The following is a 23,508-nucleotide window of genomic DNA, read 5'->3' on the forward strand; positions in this document are numbered from 1 at the left end:
CGGATAAAACAGAAATTAAACTGGCAAAGTCCCGTCCAATTTCGTAAAACAACCGCAACGGTTGTGTAAAAATATCATTTTAGAGCATGAAAAACGGTGTTCCAGAAGTAGCTTCTTCGGAAATAAGCCGAAATTTCTTTAAGCTGACCACTTCTGTCACAACCTCTTTAGCTTACGCTTACGATTTTTTATTGCGGTCTTCAATGTGTACATCACCGCTTGTGTCAATATCCAATTCTTCTCGGCTAACATCTTCTGTCACTTTTTCAACATCTTCATGTTCTTCTTTATGAATCCCAACTTCTTCACGAACAACTGTATGTTTGCTTACATCTACTTGCTCTTCTTTGATTGGGATAGTAATCGTGTCATCTTCCAAGTTTTCGTCTGTTCCCTGTGAAGATTGATCTGTTACTGGTTTGCGTTCGATGACGATTTCTTCACGTTTGACCGGTACTTCTACCGTTTCAGTATCGTTGACCACATGTTTGTGGATGTCGACTTCTCCAGTTGTCACATCATGTGTATTTACATCTAATTTTTCTTCTTTTAGTTGAATTGTATCATCATCTAGATTTGGTTTGCGATCGATGTCTTCAGTCTTGCTTGTACCCATTGTATCAGTCTCGCCAGGCACGTCCATCGGATCAGTTCCTGGTGTCATATTCAATGGATCCGTTGTATTTTGAAAGCCTGTCGTGCCACCTACGTCCATTGGATCTGTTCCAGTGCCAGTTTCTAATCCAGTCCCCATTGTGCTTGCTGGGCTAACAGTATCTTGTGTATCCATTGTATCTTCTGTTGTTTCTGGCTGACGATAGCCTTTTACTGTGATGACAAATTTTCCATCAGAAATATCTCCTCTATATTGATATAAAGTATCATTTTCTGGTGTAGCCGTCTCAGAATCATAGGTATCAAAAGAAAAAGTATCTTTTATTTTTTCCCATAAAGAACGGTCTTCTTCACCATCCATCCGATTTTCATCTGTTTCAACATCTATACCAGACAATCCGTCAAATCCTAGTCTAGATGCTGCTTCATCAGTAGTATAAATAACGATATCATCTCGTTCATACCCTTCGTTACGCAACCGTTCAATTACTGATAATGCTTCTTCCCTCGTACTATAGCTTCCGATGACCGTTAAATTTTTCTCTTCCATGTAAATTCCTCCTAGCAAATAGATTTATGATTGGTATATTGTTACTTATAAATTTATTCTATAGGAGACGATTGTTTTCTACAAATATTTAGATTGGAATTTAATTAAAACAATCTAATTGAAATTTGAAAACATTTATGTTAATGAAAGTCATATTCTAATAAAATGTCATTTGTTTCTATATGAATTTTTATGAAAAATTTCATATAATTTCCACTCGTTGTGATGGTTTAATTTATCCAATCCATCAATAAGCAAACAACTTATATAAAAAAGGATTAATTCTCAGTATAATTGCTCCTACCATAGAATAAATCTTCATGTAAAGTAATGAAGTACCAACTATTTCTAATACTTATTTAAGAATTATCCCAACAATATCGTTAGACAAACTATTATTGAATAAATGGAGAGCCAATCGATTTTGAAAAAATGTTTTCTAATTTTTCGGAAATAAAAGAAAAAGCCTCCTGCCATTAGAACGAACCAAATCCATTTCATTGCTCATGAAGTAACCACATAGCTAAAAAGAGGATAAATCAATTAAAATATCAAAAGAATGACTGCACTAATAAAATAACTAAAAATGTATCTTCTTACTTCAAATCTTTTAGCTAGTACTTTTAAAAGACAGTTAAAAATTTGCTTCCTAAGATCAAGACAAACTGTCTATCTTCATTTGATGAAATGCGGTAAAATATAGAAAATGAACACTATTGGAGGGAATTTGTAATGGACAGCAAAACTAGAAAACAACTGCAAGAAAAGTTAAAGCAACGTACACACTTGCTCCCTTCCGTCTTTCAACAGTTTTTAGAAGAAAATCGTTCTTCCCTTTCATTAGGCAGTCGCTATGAATACGCAAAAGATTTTCATCTGTTTACTGATTATTTGAGAAAAGTATTTTCTGAAGAAGTGGATGATCAGCTGATTATCCATTTAGAAAAACAAGATTATCAGAATTTCTTAGCTAAAATCTATCGACATACTCGTTCGTTCCAAACTACAGCGAACCAAGAAACGGAGCAATTGTTTGAAAATAGCTATTACGGGATTTCAAGGAAGCAATATTCATTAAATCATTTTTTACGATTTTTGTATCAAAAAGGACTGATTGAAGAAGAGATTTCTCTTTTGGGTACAAGTTTACCGGAAACAACCAAAGCAGCTCCGCGATATATCGATGCAGAACTTTTCAAAGATTTTGAGCATTTGTTTATCCCGATTGAAGGCTTTCGAACAAGCAGAGAAGCTAGCTTTGAAGAAAAGAATCGACCGAGGAACCTTGCCATTACTGCCATTCTTCTGTATTGCGGATTAAAGATCCATGAAGTAGTAGAACTTAAACGTAAAGATGTATCTTTGACCAAGCAGATTCTTAATCTGAATAGAAAAGAAAACAGACTGAATAAAGTACCAATACCAAAAGAAGCGATGCCGTTTCTGGAGAACTATTTTGAGTTAACAGCACAAAATACGGACGAAAATTCTTTTGTTTTTCGTTCCTCACATGATCAGCAAATTTCTCCTCGGACTATTCGCCAAATTTTGAGCAAAATTACAGTATATAAAAACGTATCGCCAGAACTATGCAGAAAAACATATCGTTATTATGCAGAACTATATTTAGATGATGCTGACGCGGTAAATTATTTATGTGGTAATCGATACCTCTCATCCCATTCTTTTCAAGATATCTGGGAAAAGATGGTTGATTTTTCTTATCACGAATTAGCGGCATTCGTTCAGGTTTCTTCCATATAAAACAAATGTATGATCTTTTTTTCACAATAAACTATGTTACTATATAAAGGATTATGTTACGATTATCTTGAATTTGTGTATTACTTAACAAAAGATAATGGAGTGTGAATGATGGAGACCATAACGTATTCCCCTTTGAACTTATTTACGAATTTTCAAGAAGCTGCAGCTAACTTTTCCGAGACCCCGATTATCTTTGATGAGCCACTTTCAGCTTTCCCAGAATTAGGACTTGAAACAACTTACAAAAAATGCTGCGAAAGTGTGTTGAAACGGGCTTGTCAATTGGCTCATCTTGGAGTGAAATCCGGAGACAAAGTTATTATTTATAAGAGTTCCGCTTTTGACACATACCTTCTAGCTGTTTCTGTGTCTTACCTTGGTGCAGTGCCTGTCATGACTTCTTATCATCTACCAACAACAACAATGGAAGTATTTATCGATCGTTTAGAAGACCCTTTCATTTTATTTGATGATGAGACAAAAAAGCGAGTGAGAGAAATTTCAAATGGAACAAAATCAAAACAGATTCCTATTCTTTATTTAATGGAACAACCTGATTTGTCTGTTTCTCAATCATTTTTAGACAAAAATGAAATTTCTTATATGACCCATACTTCTGGTACAACTGGTATCCCTAAACTTATTTGTCATTCTGCTCATTCTATGGGATGGCGGACGAAATGGCAAAAAACAGTTTTCACAAAAATTTCGGAAAAGAAATTAATCGCTTTTCACATCTCTCCAGTGCATTCCAGATTCAATATTGGTATCTCTTCTTTGATGTCCATGGGATTTCCTATGATGCCTTTAGCAAACGCACAAAGTTCAAAAGTTGTTCATATGTTGGAAGTTCACCGGCCAATTGCACTAGAGACCCATCCGAATAACTTTGTTCAGTGGCGTTTTACTGCTAAGGAGCATCCAGAAGCTTTTTCGGGTATCCGATACTATCACTCCACTTTTGATGCTATAAACAACCAGACAATGAAGACATTTTTGCGAACGTCGATGGCACAGAATGCGGTATTTCTTCAAGTATATGGCCAAAGTGAATGCGGACCAATGATTCTTAAGGCTCATACACTAGAGAGTTTGAAAATAAGTGATGCAAGAGATATGGGCGTTGGACTGGAAGACATGACAAGCGCTCGGATTACAGATTCAGTTGGGAATGTCCTACCTGAAAACACAGATGGTCATATACAATTACTGTCTAAAGGACGGGCTTTGACTTATTACAAGGAAGATGCACGGTTCCAGGAAAATGTTTATGGCGATTGGTGGGATAGCGGAGATTACGGTTTTATGGATAAGCATGGCCACCTATTTTTGAAAGATCGGCAAGTGGATTTGATCGAAACGATCAATAGTACATTAGCTATTGAAGACTTTTTATTAGATTCGTTAGATTTTTTGGCAGAAGTAGTGATTGTAAGGGATAAAAATCATTCTCCACAACCGATTATTGCTTTAGCTCCTGACAAAGAAATGGATTGGAATCGATGGTGGGAGCAAGTCCATGAACTTCCTCGCTTGAACGTCCCTATCATCCGTGATTTTGATGCAATCCCGCGAACAGCTACAATGAAAGTGCAACGGCTTCAAATCGAGAAAGAATTAAAATCACAAAAGTCCTAACTATTTAAGGAAAGAAAGATCCATTTTGGTCTTTCTTTTCTTTTTGTTTTTTTAAATTGGATGAGATAAAAATATGCCAATTGGCTGTTTTTCTTTTTTGAAAATTTCGTTATACTCTTATTCATGGAGGAAAATGTTATGAAAAGAATCTTGACAATTGGCGGTTCTGATCCATTTGCTGGTGGAGGAATCCAAACAGATTTAAAAACTTTTGAGAATTTTGGTCTATTCGGACTAAGCGCCTTGACTTCTATAGGGGCACTAGATATTAATGAGCGATTTATGCTGGAATCTATATCTTTGGAATTGCTTAAACGACAGTTAGTTTCGATTGATAAAATGACTTCATTAGATGGTATCAAAATTGGGTTATTGAACTCAAGTGAAGCAATCATGGTTGTTCGAGACTTCATAAAAACAAAACAAAATATCCCAATCATTTTAGACCCTGTTTTGGCATTCAAAGAAACTGAAGCTGTGATCAATCAATTGTATATTTCGCAGCTCATCGAAGAACTTTTTCCACTTGTTACGATGATTACGCCTAATTTGGCAGAAGCTGCTTTACTTTCTGGTCAAGCTCTTCCCTCTTCGTTAACAGAAATGATCCATCTCGCTAAAGAACTCACTGCTTCAGGAACAAAAAACATTGTGATCAAAGGCGGCACAAGGATGGCTGGAGATGAAGCTGTGGATCTTCTCTATTCAATTGATCATTATGAGGTATTTTCTCATAAAAAAATCGACACTACAACAGTAAACGGGGCCGGTTGTGCCTTTTCTTCTGCAATAACAGCGAATCTTGTGTTAGGGGCAGACTTTACCAAAGCAGTAGCAGAAAGTAAAAAATTTGTTGCCCATTGTATTTCTAATGGTGTGCTGATGAACGATCATACCGGAAGCGTCTGGTCTGGCGGTATTCAAAAAGGAGGAATGAGAAATGAAAACTAAGCAATTAACGATCTATGCTATGCTGATTGCGTTGACAGTTGCCCTTTCATTAACAATTTTGATCCCTGTACCGGCTACGAATGGATTTGTGACATTATGCGAGGCCGGGATCTATACCGCTGCTTTTCTTTATGGTCCAACGGGTGGATTAGTTGTTGGTGCTTCCAGTGGTCTATTGATCGATTTGATTTCAGGATATCCGCAGTGGGCAGTTTTTTCATTAGTGATCCACGGGTTACAAGGATATGTTGCTGGTTCTTTCAGCAAATCTTCTACTCGTATGTGGGGATTAGGGCTTTTATTAGGAAGCTTAGTTATGATCATCGGCTATGGTATCGCCGGTTGGATTTTATATGATTGGCCGGCTGGAGTGGCTTCTATACCAGGAAACATCTTCCAAAATCTGATTGGAATGGGACTTGCCTTTCCTATAACTGCAAGTCTTCAACGTATTCAAGCACGGAAGCAATATTAATTGAAAAAGAAGGTTTTAGAAAATGAAGTTGTCAGAAAAAGAATTAAAAGACCAATTGACTGAAATAGTTAATGACATATTGGCTGAGGCACGCTTGAAAAAAGGTGATCTTTTTGTTTTAGGATGCAGCACAAGCGAAGTCGTTGGAGGACATATTGGAAAAAATTCCAGTGCGGAAGTTGGTCAATGGATCATCCGTACGTTAAAAGAGTTGTTGGATCCTAAAGAAATTGCGCTAGCTGTCCAAGGTTGTGAACATTTGAACCGAGCATTAGTAGTAGAACGAACAGTGGCAGAAGCAAAAAATTTCGAAATTGTCTCTGTTGTTCCTGCACTACATGCTGGAGGTGCTTGTTCTGTTGCTGCTTTTGACCAGTTCAATGATCCTGTCGAAGTGGAACACGTAGTTGGACAAGCCGGTATCGATATCGGTGACACATCAATCGGTATGCATATCAAACATGTCCAAGTACCTGTCAGACCTCGTTTGAAAACCCTTGGACAAGCTCACGTGACAGCCCTTCGCTCTCGTCCTAAATATATCGGTGGTCCTAGAGCGAATTATTGAAATGAGTAATTGACAGAACAATCTGAAAAACTTCCTCGCAAAGTCCAACTAATGAACTTTAACGAGGAAGTTTTACTTGTTTGTTTTATATAACCGAGCTTCATAAGGTGCTAGTATGCCTTTAGCTTCAAATTCTCCGCTAGAGGAATTTGACAAGAGTAATGTCCAGGACTGATCTGCTTCTTTTGGAAGTTCATAGTCAGCAAGTGATTCTGTTAAGTTTACCATAATAAGATATTGTTCATCTTCTAAATATCTTTCATAGACATAAAGTTGTGGATGTTCATGAAGATATTCTTTATAAGAACCGTATATCAGACCTTTATTGGTTTGTCTAATGCGGATCATGTTCTTATAGAATTGCAGGACCGACTCTGGTTCATATTCTTGTTGTTCTACATTGATCGTTTTGGTATTTGGATTAGTGATCAGCCAAGGTTCATGTGTAGAAAAACCAGCATATTGTTCCGAAGTCCATTGCATGGGTGTCCTGCTGTTGTCTCTCGTTGTTTCACGAATGATATCCAATGCTTCTTCTCTTGTCTTACCTTCCGCAAGCAGCCTTTTATAAAGTCTTTTCGAATCTACTGCATCAACTTGATCGATCGATTTAAAGGGCATATTCGTCATTCCGATTTCCTGTCCTTGATAAATAAATGGCGTACCTTGCAAAAAGAAATACATCATAGCGATTGCTTTTGCAGACATAGCCCAAAACTCGGGACGAGTATCTCCAAACACTGAAACGGCACGAGGAACATCATGGTTTTCCATATATAAAGCGTTCCATCCGATACCATCCAATGAAGTTTGCCAAGCGCTTAATGCATGTTTCAATTTAAGGACATCTAATTGCCCTTCTTTTTCTTGCTGCCAGATATGGATATGATCAAATTCGAATATCATATCGAAATAACCGTCTTTCCCTACCCATTGTGGTCCTTCTTCTGCAGTGACACCACTTGCTTCTCCGACAGTCATGATATCGTACTCTTCAAAAACATGTTTCAAATCGGTCAAATGTTCTTCGATTCCTGAGACATTTTGAAAGGGTGAGAAAGGGTTCTCTGTGGCTTTTACTGAATATTCATCTTTTTTTACATGAGAAATCGCATCTAAACGAAATCCATCTATCCCTTTATCCAACCACCATCGGATCATATTGAATAGTTCTTCTTTCAATTTCTCGCTTTCCCAATTTAAGTCTGGTTGTTCTTTTGCAAAAACATGCAGATAATACTGTCCAGTTTCATGAGAATACTCCCAAGCAGAACCGCCGAAAATCGATGTCCAATTATTCGGTTCTTTGCCATCTACCCCGTCGACCCAAATGTAATAATCGCGATACGGGCTTTCTTTAGATTTTTTCGATTCTTCAAACCATTGATGCTGATCCGAACTATGATTGATGACAAGATCCATAATCACTTTGATCCCTAATTCATGTGCTTCTTTTAGCAATAAATCAAAATCTTCCATCGTTCCGAATCTCTCTTCTATATCTTGATAGTCACTTACGTCATAACCATTATCGACAAATGGAGATTGATAGATCGGATTGATCCAGATAAAGCCGATACCAAGATCTTTCAAATAATTAAGTTTTTCACGGATCCCATTGATGTCTCCTTGACCATTGCCGTTGCTATCTTTGAAACTAGCAGGATAGATTTGATAGCCTACTGCTTCTTTCCACCATTTTTGTTCTTGTATCATATCGTTTCACTCCTTTAACGGTCCCTCTTGATTATAACCGATTCTATTTTAGAAGTATCCTTGTTACCGGTAACTAGAAACGAAAAGCTCAATGAATCTGCTAAGTGCGTTCGTTGAGCTTTATTTTATCATAGATAGCGGGCAATCAGTTGAATCATTTGCTTGGGAAATTCATTCAAGTCAGTAATATCTACAAAACGACTTTCACCGTAGATCGACTTGATTTCTTCTTTGTCTTGGCCAATAGCTGCGGAGACAAATAGGATTCCTTGACGCTCATATTCTTTCAAAACAGACTGGATATCTTCTTTTGCTTTTTTGCCTGTATAATCCGGCAACGCTTTTGGCTGACCGTCACTAATATTAAGCAACAGTTTGGTTGTTGCGGATTGTCTGTTTAATTTTTCTGCTGCTAAACGAAGTGCCGCACCATCACGATTGTTTTGCCTTGGTTTCATAGTGACTAATTTTTCATTTAACCATTGAAATCCGTCTTCAAATTCTTTATAAGAAAACAAAGAAGTCTTTTCTCTTGACGAACGGTCTGCTGTATCTCCGTAAATCAACAATGGGATATCGACTTTCTTAGAAAATTCGGCAATGGCAATCGCTGCTTTTTTTGCCGCTTCGATCCGATCATCCCGTATCATTGACCCAGATTCATCGATCCGTACAGCTACCGCTAAAGAAGGTTGCTCATGTGGCGGGTTCTTTTTGTCAAAATTCCTCAAATCACCATATGCTACTTTGCTTGCATTGAACCGCTGACCTTCGTATTTTCCTTTTTGGTACGTCTCTGTTTGTTCATTATCCAGTAACTCTAAAATTTGTCGGCTAAGTGATTCTACTATTGGCATTACTTGCATGTGTAGCTCACGTACTTCCGGCGTTTTTCCTTGGAAAGATGGTCGGTGAACGATGAGACCTTCTTTTTCATGAATCGTTTCCTTCATGATTTGTCGCGCTTCTTTATTCAGTTGCTTCTTGATTTCCTTATCATGTGCTTCCATGTCAGAAGCAGACATTTCTTGAGAATCATCTCCTGTTTGTTGTTCTTTTTGATTTTTTCCTTCGATATCGCTACTGCGTTCTTTTTGCATTTGAGGAGGAAACTCGTTTTTTTCTATTGTTTCTTCTTGTTTCTCTTCTCCCTCATTTGGTTCTTCAGCAGACAACGATTTCTTTTCATCTAAGCGCAGAATTTCTTCAGCATTTTCAGTGATGTTTCGTTCATTTGCTTCTTCGGCGCTAATGGTTCTTCCTTTTGTATGCTCAGATTGAGGATGACCCCATTTTTCTTTTCTCAATATGTCCTGAAGTTCCAGTAGCAATCCACTGTCAGACAAAGCTTGTTCAAGAATTGCCAATTCATCTGGATCAGTGGATAATTTATACAAAACTTTTGGATAAATCGACTGGAGTAAATCTTGTCCTTGCTTATAGGTATTTGCCCAATAAAAATAAGAACGCATTCCTGCTACACCTTTGATGGCGTTAGCTTTTGCAGTTTCATCCAACAAACGGATAATCTCTGCCATCTTTAAGAGAAGTTCTTGTTTTTGGATCATGGTTTTCGCCATCGCACGTTCTGTCATGACTTCTAAGGCAGGAAGATCCATTTTTTCCGCATGTTGCATCCGATCTCTTAAAGATTCATTTAATGGACGATTTCCTTGGTAATTTCGATTTGTAGTGATCACAATGACGCAATCTGGATGGCGACGAATGATTCCTGTCGGTAAATTCAACATCCCATTTGGTTCAAGCGCTGAGTTAAGTGCCACAAGAACAGAGGCATCTCGGATGACAGTCGGCTCTTGAATCTCTAATAAATATCCTTTTTCAATCGCTCGAACGATTTCAGAAGGATAATAGCTGTAATGGATTGCATCTGGATAATCAGCTTCGATCCTTTGAACTAGCTCTGCTAATTTTTCTTTAGCAGAAAAAGGATCAATGCCGTAATGATTCTGGATCAGTGTCAGTACAGCTTCAAGTGTATCTGTTTGGTAAATAGCTTCTAGTAATTCTTGGTCTTGTTCCTTATTAGAATCTACTACAGGTAATAAGGCTCCGAAAACATCTGATTTGTCCATATCTGCAAAACAGGTCACTTTTGTATAGGGAAGTTGCAGATCAGCAGATAGTGCTTTGGCTAATTGTGTCTTCCCCGACCCGGCATCTCCTTCCAAAAGTACGTTACTGATTTTCATTTCAGGATCTTGCCAATTCCCTTTAATTTCGGAGGCGATCCGCCATTCTTCTGCACTTGTCCGATGGCTTTTCGGTTTCTTCCAGATCATTTGCTTTTCTAGCCGTGAAAAGGTTCGGTTTTCTGTTAGTGAGAAATTCTCCATGCTTCTCTTCCCCTTTTGATCATCTCTGTCTATTAATATCCTAGCTCATCTAAAAGACGTTTTAAAATACGGAATCGTTCCCCAATCAGTTCTCCGTCTTTTTGTAGTGTATCGTAATACAAAATGATGTCTTCATCGATCTTTGGATTTTTGGTATCTACTTCTACCGTCATTCGGTTCCCTTGCAATCCAATGATGTCTACGACTGGATTTTCTGGATCATAAAATTTTTCATAGCGATAAGCATCTTGGAAGTATAAACTTCCTTGCGCAGCTAAGATCGCTAAATCTAAAATACGTGTGATTGGTAATTCTTCCGACTGTCGTGACCATTTTTCTCCAGTATGTCGCCATACCTTGCCTGAGATATCGACTTTTCCACGATCATTCCACTGAGCAAGGCCCAGAGAAAGCCCTTTTGCGTCCGTATTTAATGCATTTCTTCCATCAACTTTATCATAGTCTTCTACAACGATTACTGGTTTATGTTTTAAATTTGTTGGTATTTCCATTACTTTAACTCCTCATCCTTTTATTTTTAGTAAATAAGTAAATTAGTAGTTTACTCATTTACTAAACTATATGCGACATTATAGAGGATTGAAGTGTGGATTGCAAAGAAAAAGAGCTTCGTTGATAGAAATAAAAACACCATCTCGTTCTTTTACACGCTCATTAGTAACATGTAGAAAGTCCAAGATGATGTTGGAATATTTTTGGTATGTTTTTTGAATAAAAGGAATTATTGCGCTGAAATGGCAATGCCGATGGCTTTTTCACCTAAATGTGTACCAATGACTGGTCCGAAATGACCAATTTCGATTTCTGCATTTGGATATTTTTTCTGCAATTTCTCTTTCTCCGCAATCGCTACTTCTAAATTATTTGCATGTATAACGTAAAGTTTGACTGGCGGTTGTATTTCGTTATTTCTTCTACCAATAATTTCTTCAGCTCGAGCAAATGCTTTTTTACTTGAACGGATTTTTTCGAATAAAACAATTTTCCCTTCAGAAAATGTCAGGATCGGTTTGATTTTTAATAAGCTGCCAATCAGCGCTGCACCATTTGTCAAACGTCCTCCTCGTACTAAATTGTTCAAATCATCTACAATCAGATAAGCGTAGGTATTATCTCGGATTCGATCGACATGTGCAAGTATTTCATCAAGGGACTGACCTTCATCATTTAAGTCTAAGGCAGCTTCTACCATGTGTCCCATCGGCATACTAGTGATCTTAGAGTCATAAGGAATGACCGTTACTCCGCTGATGTCATCTTTCATCGCAAATAATGTGTTGACAAAGCCAGAAATCCCTGAAGAAAGATGGATACTTAAAATCGTGTCATACCCTTTCTCTTTCAATTCCTCATATAAACCCAAAACTTCCCCTACGACAGGTTGTGAAGTAGTAGGAAAATCTTTACTGTTTTTTAAAAGTCCATAATATTCATCCGCTTCGATATCGATTCCTTCGTTATAAATTTTCCCATCCATAATCAAAGGGATTGGAATAACGAATAAGTCGGGATGGTTCTTGATACGTTCCGGCAGATATGCCGAACTATCTGTAACTACTGCAAGTTTCATGTGTTTAATTTCCTCGTTTCAAAGAATTTTTCCAGACCTTATAACTATATCATAAGTAAGATTAGATATGAAACTAAAATTGGAAAATAGAAAAACGACAAGCGTAATCATACGAGTTGCCGTTTTGCAAGTGACAGCAAAAAACGATTAGTTAACCTATTCTTTGCTTCTGCTATGATGTTTAACATTTTTCAACATTCGATACCCATTTTTTCCGAATTGAGAAAATAAAAATACTAAGCCGCCAATACTTCCTACAGCCACACAATAAATCATTGCATAGCTTTTTGATTCCATTGACAATCGCTGATTCAGCAAAAAGAAAACGGCAAAACATACTGCAAGCATAATCAGGGTGGAGCGGAAAGTTTTTAAGAAAAAATTGCTGATCTTTGCTAAAGGTGCTATTCGGTATTCTTTGCACATAAAGTGACAGCCGCGAACAAAGACAATACCGAATGCTAAGCCATTTGATAAGCTCATCCCGTATCCTCCAACTAATCCTAATCCGATTACTTCGAAGATGACTTTCAGGATAATTGCTTCTACAGTTAATCGGATCGCAAAACGATGGTGATTCAAAGATTGAAGCATCGTAGATTGGATCGTGAATAAAGAGAAAAACAAAGAAGCTAGCAAAGCCATTTGGAAATATCCGACACTTTCAGGATCATAGCCAAAAAACAATGTGTATAGTGGTCCAGCTAATAAAGACATTCCAGTCAATGAAGGAAGAAGAATCAATAACGCAATCGAAAAACTATCTCCTACTGTTTTTTCGATTTGTATCCGATCTTTTTTCTTCATCGTGCTTAATATTGGCAAGCTGCTTATAGCTACTGTTCCTACCATGGAGATCAGGATCAATGTCAATTTATTTGGATTGACAGAAGCACGGCTGAATAAGAATTCCAGTTGCTGATCTGCGATCTCTGGACGGAAAAAGTGAAGCAGTGGTTTCATCGTTACTTGGTCGATCATTTGAACGATAGTAATGACTGAGCCGACAAAAATAAACGGTAGTGTTTCCCGAATGATAGAGACAGAGGCAGATCGGTTTTCTCTTTCGAAATAACGGCTGGAAATCAAAAAATCTTTAAGTTCGAAGAAGTCTTTTCTGCGTCCGACGATATACATATGGATAATCGCAGCTAACCCACCGAAGAAAGAAGCGACTGTACTGATCAATACAGCTTCTAATATGGTTCCGTCAGTCAATACGCGCAAGTAATAAGTACCAGCCAAGATAACGATCACTCGCACAGCCTGTTCGATAATCAAAGAAGTTCCATAAGGCCGCAGATCATTTTTTCCTTGGAAATATCCTCTCATTGCACTAAGAATTGGGATAGCAATCAAAGATGGGCATAAACTTCTGATAGCTAGTATCCCATTATTAACGTTAGCAATCGGACTGATTCCGGCTAGTAAAGGAGCAAATAAATACATCAGTGCAGCAGAGGCGATACCGATGACAAACATGATATTGATCGTACTTCTAAAAATCAGCCGACAAGCAGCGTTATCTCCTTCTTTTGTGGCTACAGCTACTTTTTTTGCAATCGCATTTGGAAATCCGACTGTACCAAGCATCAGGAACAATCCATAAGGAAGATAGCCAACATTATACAATGTCGTAGCAAGCATACCATCTTGATTGTTCCCCATCATACTTAGCCAGGGAATCAAATAGACTACCCCTAAAACTTTACATAGAAGATTAGCAAAGGTTAGCCAAAATGTTCCTTGCATCAATTTTTTATTCATTTAAATTCCCTCAACTATTCTTTCATAAAATAAACATCTTCCCTATTATAGCAAAAAATCATAGAAGGACAAATCCCTCTCTAATTCCTAAAATAAAAAAGAGCTTGCATCATAAGCCAACACTAATCTTTTTTATCCCTACGAATAAACTTGCATCCAGAATTGACTGTTGCAAATGCAGTTCGGATAGATCAGTTTGAACAACTTATGTCGCAATCTCTGTTTTTAATAAAATAAAACAGTTTAAAGCATAGACAGCAAAAAGACAGACGCAAGTCCTGTCAAAACTGACAACGCCATCGAACGTGTTTTGTAAGCCACGCCTGCTACTAGAATCATTGCAGCTATTTTGATATTCCAAGCAATATCCAGATGTTCATGAGTAATGAAAACATCTTTAAAAGCTAACGCCGCAAATAATGCCACCGGTACATATTTCATCCAGTCACTGAACCAGGATGGCACTTTTCGATGAGTAAAATAAAGCATCGGGAACAAGCGCGGGATATATGCCACGATGAACAGACAAGCAACTAAAAGTAGCAAATATAATTTAGTCATGGTGATTGGCCTCCTGTTCCGGGAAGTTGAAGAGCGGCTCATTGACATCTTTACCGCGGTCTCTTAGTTTCTTAGCTTTTTCTTTTTTGAATGCCTTCTCCAGCATAAATCCGGCAAATGAAGCAATGACTGTTGCTGCAATCAATCCGAAAGTATTTTGGAATAATACCATGAATACGACCCCTAATACGCCTGAGAATAAACCTGTAAAGATCAGTAGTGCGCTTTTCATCTGCATGATAAACATGAAAATGAACATGGCCGTCAAAGCAAAATGGACAAGGTCAGCATCTACTCGAATCACCGAGCCGAAAAAATTACCGATCATATTGCTACCGGCCCATGCAGTCATTGAGAACCAATTGACATATAAAGCCTTTCTTTTATTCCAGGAAGGGTCAGTTGAAAACTTTAAGTAGTTCACCGCATAGTTTTCATCATTCAGTGATTGAGAAAAGACAGCCAAAAACGTCCGCTTTTCTTTTTTCATAAAACCGGCAAGACTTGCTCCTAATAATGTATAGCGTAATTCTAAAAAGAAAACCATCAATAATGTCGTTGCAAATGATGCTTGCGTCGTAAGCATAGATGCAACTAAAAACTGCGCGCCACCGGAAAAGACCAGAATCGATAACAGTCCTGATAAGAGAGGATCAAATCCAACTTTTTGCAACAATACTCCGCAAGCTAATCCTACTGGTATATAGCTTATACAAAGTGGCATCACTGCATGCAAAGCTTGAAGCCATGGCGCACTTTTCTTTTTGTTCATTAAAATATCTCCTTTAATTACAACAAATAAACAGCGGACTCATTGTAACATAAATTCGCTAAATTGTAGCCGTTTTATTTAAAAACAAGATTATATTTTTCTCATTTTTGCTTCAATTCATGAATAAACGTTTTATTTACGAGAATAATTTGGGTCATATTTATCTGTTTCAATGTATATATACATCTTCTTGTCAGGAAGAGACTGACGCATATTTTTTTCAATATCGTTGATGACCGAGTAAGCTTCATTCTCTTTGTTACCAACGATATCTGCTTTTGCTGCAACTAAAATCTCCGTTGGACTTAAATGAACTGTTTTGATATCAATTAGCCGACTGATTTCAGGTCGTTCAAAGGCTAACTTGATTTTTGACAAATCGCTTGCTGTCACGCTTTCACCGATGATCAGACTATAAAATTCTTTTGCTAGGAAAATGGCGGCTCCCATCAGCAAGAAACCGATCAGCAATCCGCTGATCGCATCAAATGCAGCAATCCCGGTTGCATAAGTCAATATTGTTCCTGCTAAAGCCAAGACCAAACCGATTACAGCACACAAGTCTTCCGTAAAAATAATCAGTATTTCACTGTGTCGACTTTCGCGCAAAAAGCGCATCGTGGAAAGTTTTTCAGTATTCAATTCTTTGATTTCTTTCATTGCCACGCGTAACGAACTTCCTTCGATTACCAAACCAAATAACAGTATTGCTATAACAATGATCGGATTACCCACTTCATGGGATGGATGCGTCAATTTTTCAAAAGCTTCCATCACCCCAAGTGCCCCACCGCCGAAGAAAAGCATCATTGCGACGATTGTACTGAAAAAGTATTTTGCTCGTCCTTCACCAAATTGATGCAACTCGCTCTGTCCTTTATTGGCTTGTTTATCACCGAATAACAGCAAAATCTGATTGCTGCAATCAACGATACTGTGGATGCTTTCGTTTAGCATGGCGGCACTGCCACTGATTGCATAGCCGACAAATTTGCTGATAGCAACTAGAATATTAGCCCCTAGAGCAGCAATTACGGAAAACATTCCGCTTTTTTTAAAATTTTCCATGTTATTTTCCTTCTTTCATCAACTGAACTCACTGAATTATGGCAATATTCGCCCTTTAACAGTTTTTCATGAAACTTATAGTTTAGACAAATTGAAAATGACCGATTGTCCATCATTCAATTTGATCTCTTTGGCACCAGTAGTAGCACTTTTCCCGTCCACAGTAAACATCCAATAGAGTTGATTTTTCTCATCCTGTGAGTGCCCTTCAAGCGAAGTGATGAAGCCGTTATCTTCTTCGACTTCAAAATTTCGTTTCAAAATACTCAGTAAATCATCGCCTTTTTTGAAGACCACTTCTTTTTCCGAAAAGTTTTGACCATTTTCTTGTAACGTGATTGTTGCTTTTTGCGATGTTTTTACTTCCTCCTTTTGGTTGGAAGCCAATTGTGTATAGGTTGTACTGCAACTTGTCAAAATGAGTATACTGACACTCATTGCAAGCAAACTATAAATTATTTTTTTCATTTTTTCCTCCTGAATGATTGTAAAAACGTTTGACGACTGGCAGAAAAACAAGAAAGAACACAACATTGCCTATACTGTGCATCAAATCAAACGACACCCCTTGAAGGTAATAGATCCAAGGTTGAGGTAAACGATATAACAGCGTATCAAAAACGGTCATACCTATTCCGTAAACCATGCCCGCCAGAAAAAAACAGACTCCCTTTAACCATAGATTCCTTTGCACTGTTTTTCTCAAGCAAACGATTGAAAACAAACTCAGAACAACAGTATAGCTGATCCATTGGCCGATGACCCATGGTCCAACACCAAAATAAAAACTGCTGATCGCAATAGAAAGACTCATGACAATTAACGCATCTTTTAAGCTTAAGTAAAGTACTATAAATAAAAAAATAGCAGTCATTGGCTGGAAATTCGGAATAAATTGAAAAGCGATCCTACCTGCTACACAAGCAGCAGACAATAAGCTAAGCTGTGCTATTTTATTTGTGGACATTCCTAATGAAATCCCTCCTTCATCAGCAAGTTATTCACGTCCATTTAGTACATACAGAAAAGACTTGCGACAATTATTCTGGATAACTGCCGCAAGTCCTTTGGAACAGAATTATCTGAATGACATCTGGTAATCCAACTTATCCAATCAGGACTTTCTCACCATTAACGGGACCAAGAATTCGTAATTGATAAAGAAATCAATGACAGATCGTGGGTAGTCTCCAGATGAGATCGACAAGACTGTTTGATCTTTTTCGTTTGTTGTTATCGTTAAAGACTGTCCTTTATCTAATCGTACTTGATAAGTAGTTTCGTTGATCTTTTCCATATCGTAGGATGGATTTTTCATTGCCACGATAAAAATATCATCCAATACTTCATTCGTCAATTCAAATTCGCTCTGAAGATTCAAACGAAGTGGCTTCGTATTGTCTAGTAATGTCTGATTAACGGTAAAACCAAGTGTTCTTGCATGGGCTAATAATTGATTCAATTTGTGATTGAATATCGTGATCTGCCCTGCAGAGAATACTCGATCCACTGACCAGTGTCGGATCAAAGAAAGCACCCGGTCATCTTGGACATTGATTTCCATTGTCTCTGGTGATACGTTTAGGAGACTCATCGATTCCACTTGGTATCGTTGATCGATGGTCGGTAATACAAAGGAAAAGACTAATTCGTTTTGTCCATTCAACGTATAATTGATCGAAAAATGTCTTGTTTTCCATGTGTCATAAGCTGAATTTGACCGTTCCAGACCAATATCATTCAACGGTTTCAGTAATTCATACGTGAAGTATTCGATCAGGCTTGTCTTTCCGATCGTGGAGATTGGTTCTTCATTCAATATAAAACGATCATATGATTCTAATAATTGTGGAAAATCTGATTCGATCAAATCTTTTCTCATACGTAAATCCGCTAATTCTGCTTCCGCTGTTTCAATCAAACTGACGATATCTTGATGATCTTGCTCTTTTCCTTCTAAATACCCGGGATTTTCAGTTATTTCGTAAGCATGGGTGTTTTCTGCAGTATTCGTATTCGTCGGAGTTACTTTTTCTTTTTCGTGTATTTTTGTTTCCTCTAGCATAGGGATTTCTTCTGTGTCATCCAGAGGATTACTTGTTTGTTCTTCCAATGAAGTGTTCGTTTCTTCATGATCTTCTGTTTGTTCTTCATTTTTTGTCCATTCTGCTTCATCGTGTTCATTCATACTCGGAACCTCCTTCATTAGATTGATTATTAGGATTCTCATTGCCAAGATAATTCATCAAGAATTCATGGATTGCTTGACCGAATCCCTCTTTGCTACCGAAATAGCGTCTGATTTGCCTTTGTTCTTTTTCTACGATGGCTGCACGAAGCTGGTCCGCTCTTGCTTCTTGCTGCAATGCTTCTTTTTGCTGCTGAATTGTTTCAGGCGTCTCAATATAAGGAAGCCAGCCTAATTTTTCATTAGATAGTACTTGCTTCTTCTTCTCTAATTCTTGAATTTCTTCCTCGATTTTTTTACGATTCAAGAATCCTTTATTGTCGTTCAAATCAGTCATTTGTCGATTGATTTCTTTTATTTGTTCATCTAAACGTTCAATTTCTGTCTGAGCAGTGATCACCTTTGCGTCTAGCTCATTGATTTTTTTGTCATAGTCCGTTGACTCCGGTTGAGAATATTTCTCCCACTCTTCATCGATCTTAGGCAAAACAAAAATTTCTGGCAGACTTGCATCAATACCGACCGTGGGCCGATCATGGTAATAAGTGCCGATTTTGTAATAGCTCATCGTTGGCGAGATGCTTTCTACTTGTTCCATAAAAGGAAATTCCTGTAAAAAACGATCATGGATCTTACGCATCAGTAATTGATCGATCTCGTGATTTTCATTTGAGCTTCTTTTTAATTCTTCATTCAATCGGCCATTGTATAAACGGTAGATCTCAGGGATATCTTCTTCGCGGACAGCTTTTTCAAAAGCCTGTAAGTCTTCTAATAATTGGGAAAGATTCATGCTTGCTTTTTCTTTGATATCGTAAAAAGAAGACGATTCTTGTCCTGTATCCTGATCCGCGTTCGTCTCCTCTAGTTCGTCTGGCTCATAATTTGCATTTGTATCTGGCTCTTTCATACTACTTGCCTCCTCTTACTCATCTGTTTTTCACTTATTAATACTTCAATAGTACCATTTTCTGTAAAAAATTGTTATAAAAAAGAGCGGGCAATGCTCCATAAAACAGGCTGCACCAAAATTTGGTACAGCCTGTTTTTCGATCAACTAGTCTTTCCATCTGATAGGACAGAATCGAATCCAATGACCTTTATCTTATTTTTTATTTACTAGGCAGATCTCTTGTTGTGAAATGAATGCGCTGATGCTCATCACGAGTTAGCTGCGTTTCTTCGTTTAGATAAGTAAACGTCAATTGTTCCAATTCGGGATCTTCAAGCATTCTTTCATAACCGGTAAAAATCGAACGGATATAGTGTTTATATGCGTTTTTCTTTTTCTGTCTTTTTTTCATGTAGCACCTTCCTTATCAAAAACTATCATACCAATGAATAACTATCTAGACAAGTTGGTTTAAACCATTTTCTTTGTTTTTTTGAGGAATTTCGCTCTTCCAGTTGACGAATCCTCAAAAAAATGAAAAAATGCTTTAGTACTTAAGGAGGGAACCTAGTGAAAAAAATTGGTTTTGATTCAGAAAAATATATTGAAGAGCAGTCAGCGTATATTTTGGAACGAGTGAACCACTATGACAAATTATATTTAGAATTTGGTGGGAAGCTAGTTGACGACAAGCATGCGAAACGTGTACTTCCAGGATTTGAAGAAGATGCGAAAATCAAATTGCTGCAAAAATTGAAAGATCAAGCTGAAATACTGATTTGCGTCTATGCTGGAGATATTGAACGTAATAAGATCCGTGGTGATTATGGGATTACTTATGATATGGATATCTTGCGGTTAATCGATGAATTACGTGGTTATGGCTTATTAATCAACAGTGTCGTTATCACTCGCTATAGTGGACAGCCTGCCACGAAAGTCTTTATCAATAAACTAGAAAGACGAAACATCAAGATCTATAAACACTCAGAAATCGAAGACTATCCAGTCAACGTAGAAAAAATCGTCTCAGAAGATGGTTTTGGAAAAAATGAGTATATTGAAACAACTAAACCAATCGTTGTAGTGACAGCTCCTGGCCCAGGAAGTGGAAAGCTCGCTACTTGCTTGAACCAACTGTATCATGAAAGCCAAAAAGGACATGCAGCTGGTTACTCCAAGTTCGAAACTTTCCCAGTATGGAATGTTCCGTTGAAACATCCGCTGAACATTGCTTATGAAGCAGCCACAGTCGATCTAAAAGATGTCAATATGATCGATTCCTTCCACTTTGATGCCTACAATAAAGTAGCTGTGAACTATAATCGGGATGTTGAGACATTTCCTGTAATCAAACGTATTATTGAAAAAATTACTGGTAAAGAATCTGTTTATCAATCTCCTACTGACATGGGTGTGAATCGTGTAGGATTTGGGATCGTGGATGATACCGTTGTCCAAGAAGCCTCTAAACAAGAAATCATCCGTCGTTATTTCCAAACAGAATGCGACTTCAAAAAAGGATTGATCGATGAAGAAGCAGTTAATCGAATCAAACTGATTATGGAAGAAGTCGGTTTACGTCCTGAAGACCGAAACGTGGTAGTCCCTGCCCATGACTATGCAGATAAGATTCAAGCGCAAAGTCCTACAAAAGATCCTTCTGCTGTGATTGCAATCGAATTACCAGATGAAGTCATCATTACCGGGCGTACAAGTTCATTGATGGATGCGTCAGCGGCAGTTATCTTAAATGCAGTAAAACATTTAGCCCATATCGCAGATGACATTCCTTTATTGTCACCATTAGTTCTTGAAACAATACAAGGATTGAAATCAAAGACACTTCATTCCTCTTTGGATGCACTAAGCATCAATGAAGTCTTGATCGCTTTATCAATCAGTGCAGTAACGAATCCAATCGCTCAAGTTGCTTATGATAAACTAGCTGAACTTGAGGGAGCACAAGCCCACTCTACTGTGATGGTCAATAAAAATGATGAACAAACATTGAAAAAACTAGGAATCGATATTACCTGCGCACCTGTCTACCCTTCCGAAAATCTATATTACCAATAGAAAAAGTTTACTTATAAATGTTGAAAACGAAACTATTAGCTTAATCAATAGTTTCGTTTTTTATAGACTTTACTAAGACGTTACACTTTTTGAACCTTTTATTTTGTTCGCTTTATTTTCTAATGGAAAATGAATGCGTTTCACTCTAAAAAAGTAATGAAAATTTCACTAAAGATTAGTATTTTATTTGCAAAACAGGTAAAATAAAACGGAATTTGGAATAGGAGTGATTATTTGGGTTATTTATTAGGTATTATTGGTTTATTTGTCACATTAGGGCTTGCTTTTTTGATCAGCAGTAACAAAAAAGCAATCAAATTGAAACCACTAATTGTGATGTTCGTTTTACAGCTTGTTCTTGGTTTCGTATTATTACGTACAACTTTTGGTACAGCGGTTGTTTCTGTATTGGCAAAAATGTTTGATCATCTTCTTGCTTTTGCTGGGCAAGGTGTTGACTTTGTTTTTGCCGGTGTAGCAAATAAAGGAAGTGCACCTTTCTTTCTTTCCGTATTGATGCCAATCGTATTTATTTCTGCTATTATCGGGATTTTACGCTATATCAAGATTCTTCCATTATTTATGAAAGCTGTTGGTCTAGGATTAAGTAAAATCAACGGGATGGGCAAATTGGAATCTTATAATGGAGTAGCTTCTGCTATTTTAGGACAATCGGAAGTTTTTATTTCCATAAAAAAGGAATTACCCTTCCTATCTGAGAAACGTTTGTTCACCATGAGTGTATCGGCTATGTCTACAGTTTCTATGTCGATCGTCGGATCTTATATGGCACTGATCGATTCTAAATATGTGATCACTGCCCTTGTTTTGAACTTATTTGGCGGTTATATTCTGGCTTCAATTGTAAATCCCTATGTATTAGAAGAAAAAGAAGATGAGCTGATCATTGAAGAAAACAAAGAACAGACATTTTTCCAAATGTTGGGAGAATACATTCTTGATGGTTTCCATGTGGCGATCACGGTTGCTGCTATGCTTATCGGTTTTGTTGCTTTGATTGCCATGATCAATGCTATCTTCCACGGGATATTCGGCATCACTTTCCAAGAGATCCTAGGTTACATCTTTGCCCCTCTTGCCTTCATCAGCGGAATCCCATGGAAAGAAGCAGTGGATGCCGGTAGTATCATGGCGACTAAACTGGTTACAAATGAATTTGTTGCTATGACAGAATTAGCAAATGGTAATTTCCATTTTACTGAGCGTACAACAGCAATTATATCTGTCTTCCTCGTTTCATTTGCCAACTTCTCTTCTATCGGGATCATTTCTGGTGCGATGAAGGGATTAAATGAAGAAAAAGGAAATCTTGTCGCAAAACACGGATTGAAAATTTTGCTAACAGCGACTTTAGTCAGCTTTTTAAGTGCTATTGTGACTGGCTTGCTGGTATAATATACAAAAAAGCAAAGTTGCTTTTAAAAGCTTTGGAAATATTTTCCAAAGCTTTTTCACTTGTTCAATCATCAAAGGAGAAATGACAATGAATTATTGCTATGTATTTATCGGTCCTTCTGGTTCTGGAAAAACTTCACTCGCAGAAGCTATTTTTCAGCCGGAACAAAAGATCATTACTTACACGAATCGATCACCAAGACCTGGGGAAAAAGATCAAGAGGATTATTATTTTGTTTCTGACAATACATTCAATCAGATGATCAAGGGAAATGAGTTTGCAGAGTGGGACCAATATGCTCAACATAAATATGGTTCCAGTAAAGCAGAAATTAAAAAGAAACTGACAGTAGGAAATTGTTACGCCGTTTTGACAGCAAATGGTTTTTGGCATTTATATGAGTATTTCGGGACGGTAGTCCGTCCTATCTTTATTACGATCTCTAAAGAAATATTGCAATCGCGCCTGAAAAAACGTGGAGATTCATCTGAACAGATTTCAGCCAGACTGGCGGTTTATGTAGAAGATTTAGCACA

General features: G+C 37.5%; 22 protein-coding genes. 8 read left to right on the forward strand and 14 right to left on the reverse strand.

Features of this window, described 5'->3' with window-relative positions:
* Nucleotides 1–178: 178 nt before the first annotated feature.
* A complete protein-coding gene (locus tag DIZ30_RS10010) occupies nt 179–1,165 on the reverse strand; it encodes a DUF2382 domain-containing protein (protein ID WP_002324086.1) in 987 nt (328 codons plus the stop codon).
* 732 nt (nt 1,166–1,897) lie between these two features.
* Between DIZ30_RS10010 and DIZ30_RS10015 the strand changes: the two genes are divergently transcribed.
* The 5 genes from DIZ30_RS10015 (at nt 1,898) to DIZ30_RS10035 (ending at nt 6,564) form a co-directional block, all read left to right on the forward strand.
* On the forward strand, nt 1,898–2,929 hold the full coding sequence (locus DIZ30_RS10015; RefSeq protein ID WP_002302025.1) for a tyrosine-type recombinase/integrase: 1,032 nt from the start codon (nt 1,898–1,900) through the stop codon (nt 2,927–2,929).
* A gap of 108 nt (nt 2,930–3,037) precedes the next feature.
* A complete protein-coding gene (locus DIZ30_RS10020; RefSeq protein ID WP_002302023.1) occupies nt 3,038–4,570 on the forward strand; it encodes an acyl-CoA synthetase in 1,533 nt (510 codons plus the stop codon).
* A 138-nt stretch (nt 4,571–4,708) separates the two neighbouring features.
* Nucleotides 4,709–5,521 carry a hydroxymethylpyrimidine/phosphomethylpyrimidine kinase gene (locus tag DIZ30_RS10025; protein ID WP_002286068.1) on the forward strand — a complete coding sequence of 271 codons (813 nt, stop codon included), beginning with the start codon at nt 4,709–4,711 and terminating at the stop codon, nt 5,519–5,521.
* Complete coding sequence (locus tag DIZ30_RS10030) at nt 5,511–5,996, forward strand: ECF transporter S component (protein ID WP_002286069.1); 486 nt, start codon at nt 5,511–5,513, stop codon at nt 5,994–5,996. The genes DIZ30_RS10025 and DIZ30_RS10030 overlap by 11 nt, the downstream gene beginning before the upstream one ends.
* Nucleotides 5,997–6,018: 22 nt before the next feature.
* A complete protein-coding gene (locus tag DIZ30_RS10035) occupies nt 6,019–6,564 on the forward strand; it encodes a TIGR01440 family protein (RefSeq protein WP_002302021.1) in 546 nt (181 codons plus the stop codon).
* A 72-nt stretch (nt 6,565–6,636) separates the two neighbouring features.
* Here DIZ30_RS10035 and DIZ30_RS10040 read toward each other — a convergent pair whose 3' ends face one another.
* From DIZ30_RS10040 to DIZ30_RS10105, 13 genes are all read right to left on the reverse strand, one after another.
* Complete coding sequence (locus DIZ30_RS10040; RefSeq protein ID WP_109023200.1) at nt 6,637–8,280, reverse strand: alpha-glucosidase; 1,644 nt, start codon at nt 8,278–8,280, stop codon at nt 6,637–6,639.
* 128 nt (nt 8,281–8,408) lie between these two features.
* Nucleotides 8,409–10,637, reverse strand: a complete 2,229-nt coding sequence (locus tag DIZ30_RS10045; RefSeq protein WP_109023201.1) for an AAA family ATPase — start codon at nt 10,635–10,637, stop codon at nt 8,409–8,411.
* 32 nt (nt 10,638–10,669) lie between these two features.
* On the reverse strand, nt 10,670–11,149 hold the full coding sequence (locus DIZ30_RS10050; RefSeq protein ID WP_002286073.1) for a DUF6530 family protein: 480 nt from the start codon (nt 11,147–11,149) through the stop codon (nt 10,670–10,672).
* A 230-nt stretch (nt 11,150–11,379) separates the two neighbouring features.
* Nucleotides 11,380–12,228, reverse strand: a complete 849-nt coding sequence (locus DIZ30_RS10055; RefSeq protein ID WP_002298432.1) for a DegV family protein — start codon at nt 12,226–12,228, stop codon at nt 11,380–11,382.
* 156 nt (nt 12,229–12,384) lie between these two features.
* The gene (locus DIZ30_RS10060; RefSeq protein WP_002324081.1) at nt 12,385–13,995 is read right to left on the reverse strand and encodes a polysaccharide biosynthesis protein; all 1,611 of its coding nucleotides are present in this window, start codon (nt 13,993–13,995) and stop codon (nt 12,385–12,387) included.
* Between the two features lie 243 nt (nt 13,996–14,238).
* On the reverse strand, nt 14,239–14,556 hold the full coding sequence (locus tag DIZ30_RS10070; protein WP_002295896.1) for an AzlD domain-containing protein: 318 nt from the start codon (nt 14,554–14,556) through the stop codon (nt 14,239–14,241).
* The gene (locus DIZ30_RS10075) at nt 14,549–15,328 is read right to left on the reverse strand and encodes an AzlC family ABC transporter permease (RefSeq protein WP_002295898.1); all 780 of its coding nucleotides are present in this window, start codon (nt 15,326–15,328) and stop codon (nt 14,549–14,551) included. The genes DIZ30_RS10070 and DIZ30_RS10075 overlap by 8 nt, the downstream gene beginning before the upstream one ends.
* A 132-nt stretch (nt 15,329–15,460) precedes the next feature.
* Nucleotides 15,461–16,396 (reverse strand): cation diffusion facilitator family transporter, encoded by a 936-nt coding sequence (locus DIZ30_RS10080; protein WP_002295900.1) that lies wholly within the window; start codon nt 16,394–16,396, stop codon nt 15,461–15,463.
* A gap of 75 nt (nt 16,397–16,471) precedes the next feature.
* Nucleotides 16,472–16,864, reverse strand: a complete 393-nt coding sequence (locus tag DIZ30_RS10085; protein ID WP_002302017.1) for a DUF4430 domain-containing protein — start codon at nt 16,862–16,864, stop codon at nt 16,472–16,474.
* Nucleotides 16,845–17,363, reverse strand: coding sequence for a membrane protein (locus DIZ30_RS10090; protein WP_002295904.1), 519 nt, complete (start codon nt 17,361–17,363; stop codon nt 16,845–16,847). The genes DIZ30_RS10085 and DIZ30_RS10090 overlap by 20 nt, the downstream gene beginning before the upstream one ends.
* A gap of 147 nt (nt 17,364–17,510) precedes the next feature.
* On the reverse strand, nt 17,511–18,584 hold the full coding sequence (locus tag DIZ30_RS10095; protein ID WP_002295905.1) for a hypothetical protein: 1,074 nt from the start codon (nt 18,582–18,584) through the stop codon (nt 17,511–17,513).
* Entirely contained in the window at nt 18,577–19,494 is a 918-nt protein-coding gene (locus tag DIZ30_RS10100) for a hypothetical protein (protein WP_002302013.1), read from the reverse strand. The genes DIZ30_RS10095 and DIZ30_RS10100 overlap by 8 nt, the downstream gene beginning before the upstream one ends.
* A gap of 202 nt (nt 19,495–19,696) precedes the next feature.
* Nucleotides 19,697–19,888, reverse strand: coding sequence for a hypothetical protein (locus tag DIZ30_RS10105; RefSeq protein ID WP_002295907.1), 192 nt, complete (start codon nt 19,886–19,888; stop codon nt 19,697–19,699).
* A gap of 158 nt (nt 19,889–20,046) precedes the next feature.
* Between DIZ30_RS10105 and DIZ30_RS10110 the strand changes: the two genes are divergently transcribed.
* From DIZ30_RS10110 to DIZ30_RS10120, 3 genes are all read left to right on the forward strand, one after another.
* Nucleotides 20,047–21,555: a DUF1846 domain-containing protein gene (locus DIZ30_RS10110; RefSeq protein ID WP_047929394.1), complete on the forward strand. Its 1,509-nt coding sequence runs from the start codon at nt 20,047–20,049 to the stop codon at nt 21,553–21,555.
* 234 nt (nt 21,556–21,789) lie between these two features.
* Complete coding sequence (locus DIZ30_RS10115) at nt 21,790–22,971, forward strand: NupC/NupG family nucleoside CNT transporter (RefSeq protein WP_002302011.1); 1,182 nt, start codon at nt 21,790–21,792, stop codon at nt 22,969–22,971.
* Between the two features lie 88 nt (nt 22,972–23,059).
* The coding region (locus DIZ30_RS10120) for a guanylate kinase (protein ID WP_234414801.1) at nt 23,060–23,508 on the forward strand (449 nt) is incomplete at its 3' end.

Source organism: Enterococcus sp. H57 (genome assembly GCF_003112495.1).
GTDB classification, from domain to species: Bacteria; Bacillota; Bacilli; order Lactobacillales; family Enterococcaceae; genus Enterococcus_B; species Enterococcus_B faecium.